Source organism: Brucella tritici (genome assembly GCF_902825325.1).
In the GTDB taxonomy this organism is placed as follows: domain Bacteria; phylum Pseudomonadota; class Alphaproteobacteria; order Rhizobiales; family Rhizobiaceae; genus Brucella.
Window position 1 is genome coordinate 1 of the sequence record NZ_CADEAR010000044.1, and the last position, 8,085, is coordinate 8,085.

The following is an 8,085-nucleotide window of genomic DNA, read 5'->3' on the forward strand; positions in this document are numbered from 1 at the left end:
TTCATAACAACAAAAGTCGCAATGAGGTCCAAAAGCCGACAGTGTCGAACGCACAAAAGAGCGATAGGAATCTAGCGCAAAGCTGCCGGCCATTTCGGCAACAAAGCACAAAAAATAAGACTAGATCTAGAGCGCGTTGCGGCACCAACGATTGGAACAAATATTATGGCCACTTTTATTCTGATACCCGGGGGATGGCAGGGCGGGTGGGTCTACGGGAACTTAGCAGACATATTGACGAGGCACGGGCACAACGTCGTGCCGGTAACGCTTTCGGGACTGGGCGATGTTCCTGCTCCAATGACCAACCTTGAAAGTCACATAGGCGAAGTCGCCGAATTGGTGCAGTCGCAGACCCACGATGATCTAGTTCTTGTCGGGCAATCCTATGGCGGGATGGTCGTGAGCGGCGTCGCAGACATCAAACCGTCGCGAATCCGGGCCCTGGTCTACGTCGATGCCTACGTGCCCGATTCGGGAGACTCTGTGTGGTCGCTGACAACACCCCGTTTTCGGGACATGTTTGTCGCAGGCGCAGCGGCTGACGGGTTGAATTGCGCGCCACCACCCAGTCTCGACCCGAGATGCCGCCCGCATCCGATCGGAACGTTTCTCCAATCAATTACTCTCACTGGACGCTGGCGAGATGTTCCGCGCAAAACATTCGTAGGCGCGCATGGCTGGGAAGGAAGTCCTTTCCTTGAGCTTTATCGACGCCTGAGCCACGAACCGGACTGGACAACCTTTTCGCTCAATTGCGGACACAACGTAGCGCGTCTGCAACCGGAGGCCTTAATTCGAATATTGTTGGAACAGAATTGATCGGCAAACCACCGCAGATCATCTGAGATGTCTCGGGATGACTGGGGCCCGCCACACCTAGTCTACCCGTCCAAATCGACCCCAGCATGCTTCGAAGCGACTGCTGTCATTGACTATTCGTCAGTATGCACACCTAATCCCCCACTTCAGTCTGGAATGGCTCATTCCCAAGCTGCAATTCAAGGGGTTGTGTTCTCAGCTGAGAACAGCACATTTGGTGATGTCGGGCTAAGTCACTCCACTCTGCGGTAGCTGGGCGACAGAACAATAATCTGACCCAATGCATTACTGCTGTCTTCAGTGTCCATACAAAACGGCGTTAATCTATCATTAACTTTAAAGTTGTTGACGACTCACCTAGATACAGTCATTCTGACGCTCAATCCTGCAATTATCCTTGTTGAGCGATTTTAATGATCCAGAGCGCCAATGTTACAAATGTCAAGCAAACCGTAGAAAAGTCGTTAACTCGGCTTATTGAAGCGGATGCAGACACACTAAGCGCTCAGCTTCAGCATCTTCGCGCTCGCGCATTCCCGCCGACAGCACAGAAAGAGTTACGTAAATTTGCTCCAGGCGAGGCCGCAAAGCTAATTGGAATCAGTGACGTCTATCTTCGCACACTAGTAAACGAAGGTGTTATCGGTGAAGCTGAAAAGAACGCAGCTGGAAGACGCCTTTACTCCCTGGACCAAATCCACTCTATCCGGAACTACCTTAGTAAAAATAAAAAGAGTTACGATCAACGTCGCCGGAATGACGATCGGCTTCAGGTGATCGCCGTTACGAACTTTAAGGGCGGCTCGGGCAAAACCACTACGGCTGCGCATTTGGCACAGTACTTTGCGCTTCGCGGTTATCGTGTCCTCGCCGCAGATCTCGACCCTCAGGCATCGCTGTCTGCTTTATTCGGAATACAACCAGAATTCGACCTCGAACCTAACGAGACACTTTACGGTGCAATCCGATATGACGAAGCTCAACGGTCACTAAAAAGCATCATCCGAACTACATATTTTAGTGGCCTCGACATCGTACCCGGTAATCTCGAACTGCAGGAATTCGAACACGAAACACCCCGAGCCTTGACTTCATCATCGCGATCAACTGACAAATTGTTTTTTACACGAGTAGCTTCAGCGCTGAAAAGCGTAGAAGACGACTACGACATCGTGGTTCTCGATTGCCCACCATCCCTCGGCTACCTGACCCTGTCAGCACTCTGCGCAGCAACTTCTGTACTTGTTACAATACATCCACAAATGCTGGATGTAGCATCTATGAGCCAGTTCTTGCACATGACCGCGGGGCTTTTTGATGTCGTCGAAAGGGCAGGCGGCAATGCCAACTATGATTGGTTTCGCTACGTGCTAACACGCTACGAACCTAACGACGGCTCTCAGTCACAGATCGCGGGCCTCCTCAAGGGTCTGTTCGGAGATAGAGTCTTGACCAATTCCATGGTCAAATCCGCCGCGATATCAGACGCGGGCATTACGAAGCAGACTCTTTACGAAGTCGGCAGAGAAAACTTTCATCGGCAGACGTATGATCGAGCGATCGAAGCTCTCGACGCAGTCAATCATGAACTCGAAGAGCTCGTTAGAGATGCATGGGGTAGAAAATGAACAAACGTCGTGATGCTTTACGAGATTTTTTAACTCCAATCACTTCCAACCACGAGTTCTCAGCTGAGAACACACCCAAGCGGCCACAGGTATCTTCGGGCGCATTACAAAGTATGAATGATGCGATCACCGGTCTTTCTAACGAAGCGGAGGAGCTCCGCAAAACACTAGCTGATGGTGAGTCCATAGTTGAGCTCGATGCACATCTCATTGATGCGTCCTTTGTAAAGGATCGCCTTGATGATTATTCGGGTACTGATTTTGATGCTCTATTGATTAGTATCCGGGAGAACGGCCAAGCCGTGCCTGTGCTCGTCCGACCGAAGCCCGATCAGTCCGGTCGGTATCAACTCGCGTACGGGCATAGGCGCGTCGCTGCTCTCAAACAACTTGGCCTGAAGGTCAAAACCTTCGTTCGAGAATTGTCCGACGACGAATTGATTATTGCGCAGGGCAACGAAAACCTTGAACGCAAAGATCTCACTTTCATTGAGAAAGCACTGTTCGCTCGACGCTTGGAAGACCGAGGGACAAGCAGAGCCGTAATCATGGCTACATTTGGAACCTCGTCCAGAGGCGTTTTATCCGAGATGATTGCTTTGGCTCGAAAGTTACCGGATGAGCTTATACAGGCTATTGGTGCGGCGCCAGGTATTGGACGACCGAAATGGGATTCGCTGGCTACACTACTAGGTAACAAGCTTAATTCTCTCGAAACCGTTATAAAATCCGAATCCTTTCTGAACCTAAATAGTACAGAACGCTTTGAGGCTATCTTTTCTTCGCTCAAGCAAGCGAACAAAGTAGTACCCAATTCAGTAGCCGAGGGATGGTGTTCCGATGACTCTCAATTACGAGTAGTCGCCAAGTCAAAGTCTAAAGTGTACGCGGTCGAATTCTCGGAGATCGAAGGAAAGGCCTTCGGTGAGTGGATTTCAGACAATATGAAACGCTTATACGACGAATACAAAGTAACAAAACAACGCAACTAGGAGATTCTAGCAAAAGAAAAAGGCCCCCAAACGTTACCGTAGTGGAAGCCTCTCTCAAAGTTCTAGCAGACTGAGAATCGCATTTCCCCGAATCGGTGTCAAGAGTCATAAGCGTCATTTTGGCGGGTGGATTTCTTTTGCCTTTCGAAAGGTGAGAGGAAATGCAAATTCTGGAGACAATCACGCCCACACAGTGTGGGCGAATGAAGATGTTTACCCAAAATCCTGAGCTACAGAAAGGGCAGAGGAGGGGCGTAAACCGTTGGGTAATCTACAAACAGCTCTGTGTGGCCAAATCAGCGCTTAAGCTGAATGATCGTTGCCTTGCAGTGCTCAGCTCGCTTTTGTCATTTCTGCCTGAAGATGAACTGAGTGAGAAAAACGGCCTCGTCGTTTTTCCGTCCAATCGCCAGCTTTCACTCCGGGCTCATGGTATGCCAGAGTCCACGCTTCGCCGACATCTCGCATTCCTGGTCGCAGCGAGGATCATTGAACGCAAGGATAGTCCGACACGTAAACGCTATGCTCACAAGGACAGGGAAGGGCAGGTCGAGCTTGCTTTTGGATTTTCCTTTGCGCCATTGCTTGATCGTGTGTCAGAAATTGCAGCAAATGCAGAGAAAATTCTCGCCGAACAAAAAGCACTGAAGCGTCTTCGCGACGAAGTATCGGTCTTGCGAAGAGATATCGCGTCGATTTTTGCCGAAGCGGCCGAAGAAACTGGCAAGCTTTGTGAGAGTCTGGAAGAAGTGTTCGTTCGCTTCCGTGAGGTCGTCGACGCTATTCCTCGCCGCGCATCTCTCGCCCAACTGGCCACTGTCAGCGCTAATCTTGAAGCCATTCGTGGTGAATTGGATAATGCCTTGAAAACAAAAGGCATTGTTCCGGAATTGAGCGGCAGCGTCGCTCAGTTTGAGCGGCAGCATATTGAATCCCTGCCAGAATCCCTTTTTGAATTTCAAAATGGTAAAATGATTGATTTGAAAGAGCCTTCTTCGGAAAGCTTTGTTGCTGTGAGCCTCGAAAGAGAAGATCAAGTTCGGGCTTCTCCTTCAATCTCTCTCGATCAAGTGCTTCGAACATGCCCGGATATCCGCGAATACGGGATAAACGGGATCGGCACATGGCGGGAACTTCTTGATGCGTCACGAATTGTTTCCGGCTTTCTTGGCATCAGTCGCTCGGCCTATCAGGAAGCAGTCCATTTCATGGGGGCAGAATCCGCATCGACGGCCATCGCCTGGATTCTCCAGAAACTGGCCTCGATCAATTCGCCAGGCGGATATCTGCGATCTTTGACGGAGAAGGCGAGAGGAGGGACCTTTTCAATCAGCCAACTGTTGTTTTCAGGAATGAAAGCACACGGAAATCTGGTTGCGGGATAATCATGGATCCGTGCCAACAAAAAGATAATGTAGAGCGCAATAACCCGTGTCACCTTGGGTTCGGCGCTAATGAATGCCAGGTCATCAGAGAGAATGCGTGAATGTCAAAATCGTTGACCCCCATCCTGCTTTTGACAGCCCTCGGTGTTCTGACATCCGTCCCGGTATTGGCCCAGGAGCATCAGGAAACAATCATCTTGTCCGTTTCGCCGAAATGGGTGCGGTGGGCCGATGTTTACAAGGTTCAGCCAGAGCGCCCGGATGATCCCTATTATCATGTACGGGTCATAGAGCGGCAGAAAGACTGGCAGTTCAATGAACTTGCTTCCCATATGGCTGTTACACCGAAAGCGCTCACAGCGAGCCGTGTCAGTAAGAAAGCAAGAACCTACAATTACAAGGACGTGGAGATCCGCAGCGCATACCACCGCTGGCTGGATGATCCAGCAACACGCTCCGAAGTTCATGTTTGTGGCGCGGATATTCTCAGCTGTCTCAAACAGTTGCCACCACGTTAAAGAAGGATCGATTAATGCTCAGGTTAATCTACGGCGTAGTTCTAACGGCATCGTTTTGCGGAGTAGCTGGAGCTGAGGATGTTGGCGGCGTCGCCTTTGAAAACAAGCTGGCCGAGTGTGTGACGGTCACAGGCGAGAACGCTGTTTTAAAAGCGAATGCCATTACGGTGAAAACCCATTTTCAATTGCATAGGCCAATTGGCGACTGCGGATGCTTCTCGGCTCGGGCGATCTACACAAGCAGCGTCACTATAGAGCGTGTGCAAGAAATGCTGCAGCAAGGCATTATTCCCATCAACAGGGATGCGGTGAAGACGCTCGTTCTTGCGAGCGAGGCAAGTTTGGTTGGCAATCGGAAAATAAACGTCCAATTGACTTGCGCAAGACCCACATAGCCAACTGATGAGTGCGGTGATTAACCCAATATAGTCCTCCACTGTCATGTCAGAAAAGACGACCAATGGGGATCTTGATTTACCTTCGTTCCCACGTGCCGGTGTAGATACGATGACAATAAGCTTTCACAGAATGAAAGCTACCTTGACTCCGGGTTTGACGATTATCGCGATTATTCTCTGACGGGATTCTCCCATTTTGACCTTTAATATTAATCTCCACCTGTCGTGAGTTGGCACATTTGCGCCAGGCCGAACCAGTTGATGGCAATTTCGTTAGCGATAGCACACAGGGCTACGCCCACCTGGGCGACTATAAGCGCTCCGTCCCCCACACGAACGGCCATTCCGCATGACGTCATATGGGCAATCACACGTGCCAACATATGGAGACCGAATAGGTTGACCTGATTGATGCGCCGAAACCGCGCGATTTGCGGCAGGCGGCGCCATTATTCGAGGGGCGGAAACTGGGTTTTGAGGTAAAGGCGGCGGATTTTCGGCCAGGTATCGCTCGGAAATCCATCCCGTTCGATTGGCATAAGTGACGCTGAACCATCCGGAACGGTAGTTCACAACGTTCACCCTTTTACCTTTCCCGATAACCGTACTGACGCGTGCAGTTAACGACGCCTCGGTTCTCATGTTTACCCTGGCGGTCGAATATAGCCATTTTCCGATGAAAGGATGCTGGTCAGCCAATGGCGGCGGCTGGTTTGTCTGTCGGTGAGTCGTTGCCTGCATGAAGCCTAGAGGCTGCGGAGCCTGCTCGGTTGCCGGGATTGAAGTTTTTGGTTGAACTGCATCTAGTGGCGATACTGGGGCCGGCGTGTCACTCCCGAAAACCTTCGCGAGAATGAACAGGGCAGCTGCCCCTAATATCCAGTTGGTTGCCTTCGACAATTTGGATCCCCCAATCCCTCAAAGGATCAAAGCAAAATTTTCAGGGGCTGTCGAGATAAAGCCTTACTTTCGGCATTCAGCCCTGCGGTGTATCGCAATATGATACAAAACTATTGACTCCTGGCTGTATCAGGATATGATACAAGCCGCAGGAGTAACATATGATCCGTTCCTACAAAGACGCCAGAACCAGAGCCGTTGCAGGCGGCAAAGCGCCAAAGGGGTTTCCGGCAGATTTGATAAGAACAACTGTTCGTAAACTTACCATGATCGATAGTGCTGTAATTCTCGATGATCTTCGCTCTCCTCCCGGTAACAGGCTGGAAGCTCTGAAGGGGGACCGTAAAGGGCAGCACTCGATCCGCATCAACGATCAGTGGCGCATCTGTTTCATTTGGACCGATGCTGGCGCTGAACAAATCGAAATTGTTGACTATCACTGAAAGGAAGAAGCCATGACCAGTAAACTCCCCCCGGTCCATCCCGGCGAAATCCTTCGGGAAGAATATCTCATCCCGCTCGGGATGAGTGCAGGCGCGCTTGCCAGGAATCTGAATGTTCCTCGCACTCGCATTGAGCGTCTGGCGACAGAGCAGACTGCCGTTACACCTGACACGGCTCTGCGCCTTGCGAAGTTCTTCCGCACCACGCCCGAATTCTGGATGAATTTGCAGTCAGGTTACGACCTTAAAACAGAGGCGGTAGCTATTCAGGATCAGCTTTTAGCCATCCATGAACTGAAAGCAGCCTGATTTACCATATATTGATGCAGAGCAGGCGCCTTTCCCAGTAAGTCCCAATCGTTTCACGCTAACGACGAAACCGATGGTGTGAGATGCGAAAGGTTCTTTTGGCAGCGTGTGGTTTCTTCTTGTCAGGGAAGGGGCACCCATCGCTCCTTGGATTATTCGACTTTATCCTGAAGGAGAAAACCAAGGACTACAAATTGCCCTTGAATTTGGTAGAGAAGCTGCAAGCGCGGTTGCGTCGAACTGCCCTGTGCCGGGTCACTGTGACTGAACTGATTTTGCTGCATGAACGCTATTATGACGCAAGTTTTGACTATTTTTTCAAGCGTAGCGGTCGAGATTCACTCTGGTCACGCTCAAGTTAATGTAGTGGTGCCCTGAATGAAAAATAGATCTTTCATAGCGGTCGTCATCGCGATTGCACTTGCCGGAATTAATGTCCCCGTGCGGGCCGACGGTTTCAAAATCCACGAGCTCACGCGCATCAAGCAGGAGTTCTGGTCGATTTTCGATGCCTCTGCGTATCATGCGGAAGAACCGACTAACTTTCGGATGTCCTGCTGCGGAACAGATGACGACCAGCATTTGATGATCGCTATCGATCGCCATGTCGACGGTGAGCGCAACGAATAGCCCACGTCTTTCGTGATTGACGGAATGGGTTTCCGGCTGGCAGTCAAAACTTTTGCTTTG

At 50.6% G+C, this 8,085-nt stretch carries 10 protein-coding genes; 8 read left to right on the forward strand and 2 right to left on the reverse strand.

Features of this window, described 5'->3' with window-relative positions:
- Window positions 1–165 precede the first annotated feature (165 nt).
- The 6 genes from HWX93_RS22155 (at window position 166) to HWX93_RS22180 (ending at window position 5,740) form a co-directional block, all read left to right on the forward strand.
- The gene (locus HWX93_RS22155; RefSeq protein WP_109989479.1) at window positions 166–822 is read left to right on the forward strand and encodes an alpha/beta fold hydrolase; all 657 of its coding nucleotides are present in this window, start codon (window positions 166–168) and stop codon (window positions 820–822) included.
- A gap of 413 nt (window positions 823–1,235) precedes the next feature.
- Complete coding sequence (gene repA / locus HWX93_RS22160) at window positions 1,236–2,450, forward strand: plasmid partitioning protein RepA (protein ID WP_109989480.1); 1,215 nt, start codon at window positions 1,236–1,238, stop codon at window positions 2,448–2,450.
- Complete coding sequence (gene repB / locus HWX93_RS22165) at window positions 2,447–3,442, forward strand: plasmid partitioning protein RepB (protein ID WP_109989481.1); 996 nt, start codon at window positions 2,447–2,449, stop codon at window positions 3,440–3,442. The genes repA and repB overlap by 4 nt, the downstream gene beginning before the upstream one ends.
- A 161-nt stretch (window positions 3,443–3,603) precedes the next feature.
- Window positions 3,604–4,827 carry a plasmid replication protein RepC gene (gene repC, locus HWX93_RS22170; RefSeq protein WP_109989482.1) on the forward strand — a complete coding sequence of 408 codons (1,224 nt, stop codon included), beginning with the start codon at window positions 3,604–3,606 and terminating at the stop codon, window positions 4,825–4,827.
- Between the two features lie 101 nt (window positions 4,828–4,928).
- The gene (locus HWX93_RS22175) at window positions 4,929–5,345 is read left to right on the forward strand and encodes a DUF5086 domain-containing protein (RefSeq protein WP_176038753.1); all 417 of its coding nucleotides are present in this window, start codon (window positions 4,929–4,931) and stop codon (window positions 5,343–5,345) included.
- Window positions 5,346–5,359: 14 nt separating this feature from the next.
- Window positions 5,360–5,740, forward strand: a complete 381-nt coding sequence (locus HWX93_RS22180; protein WP_176038754.1) for a DUF2195 family protein — start codon at window positions 5,360–5,362, stop codon at window positions 5,738–5,740.
- A 276-nt stretch (window positions 5,741–6,016) separates the two neighbouring features.
- Here HWX93_RS22180 and HWX93_RS23120 read toward each other — a convergent pair whose 3' ends face one another.
- Complete coding sequence (locus HWX93_RS23120; RefSeq protein WP_306461012.1) at window positions 6,017–6,484, reverse strand: SH3 domain-containing protein; 468 nt, start codon at window positions 6,482–6,484, stop codon at window positions 6,017–6,019.
- Between the two features lie 320 nt (window positions 6,485–6,804).
- Between HWX93_RS23120 and HWX93_RS22190 the strand changes: the two genes are divergently transcribed.
- Both HWX93_RS22190 and HWX93_RS22195 read left to right on the forward strand, forming a co-directional pair.
- Window positions 6,805–7,086: a type II toxin-antitoxin system RelE/ParE family toxin gene (locus HWX93_RS22190; RefSeq protein WP_109989485.1), complete on the forward strand. Its 282-nt coding sequence runs from the start codon at window positions 6,805–6,807 to the stop codon at window positions 7,084–7,086.
- A gap of 12 nt (window positions 7,087–7,098) precedes the next feature.
- Window positions 7,099–7,395, forward strand: a complete 297-nt coding sequence (locus HWX93_RS22195; protein ID WP_109989486.1) for a HigA family addiction module antitoxin — start codon at window positions 7,099–7,101, stop codon at window positions 7,393–7,395.
- Between the two features lie 318 nt (window positions 7,396–7,713).
- Here HWX93_RS22195 and HWX93_RS22910 read toward each other — a convergent pair.
- On the reverse strand, window positions 7,714–8,085 hold a 372-nt coding region (locus HWX93_RS22910; protein ID WP_210267251.1), incomplete at its 5' end, for a hypothetical protein.

What these genes read in the sequence shown, in the direction of transcription:
- HWX93_RS22190 (WP_109989485.1), top strand. Translation starts at nt 6,805, where the DNA reads ATGATCCGTTCCTACAAAGACGCCAGAACCAGAGCCGTTGCAGGCGGC.
- repB (WP_109989481.1), top strand. Translation starts at nt 2,447, where the DNA reads ATGAACAAACGTCGTGATGCTTTACGAGATTTTTTAACTCCAATCACT.
- HWX93_RS22180 (WP_176038754.1), top strand. Translation starts at nt 5,360, where the DNA reads ATGCTCAGGTTAATCTACGGCGTAGTTCTAACGGCATCGTTTTGCGGA.
- repC (WP_109989482.1), top strand. Translation starts at nt 3,604, where the DNA reads ATGCAAATTCTGGAGACAATCACGCCCACACAGTGTGGGCGAATGAAG.
- HWX93_RS23120 (WP_306461012.1), bottom strand. Translation starts at nt 6,484, where the DNA reads ATGCAGGCAACGACTCACCGACAGACAAACCAGCCGCCGCCATTGGCT.
- HWX93_RS22175 (WP_176038753.1), top strand. Translation starts at nt 4,929, where the DNA reads ATGTCAAAATCGTTGACCCCCATCCTGCTTTTGACAGCCCTCGGTGTT.
- repA (WP_109989480.1), top strand. Translation starts at nt 1,236, where the DNA reads ATGATCCAGAGCGCCAATGTTACAAATGTCAAGCAAACCGTAGAAAAG.
- HWX93_RS22155 (WP_109989479.1), top strand. Translation starts at nt 166, where the DNA reads ATGGCCACTTTTATTCTGATACCCGGGGGATGGCAGGGCGGGTGGGTC.
- HWX93_RS22195 (WP_109989486.1), top strand. Translation starts at nt 7,099, where the DNA reads ATGACCAGTAAACTCCCCCCGGTCCATCCCGGCGAAATCCTTCGGGAA.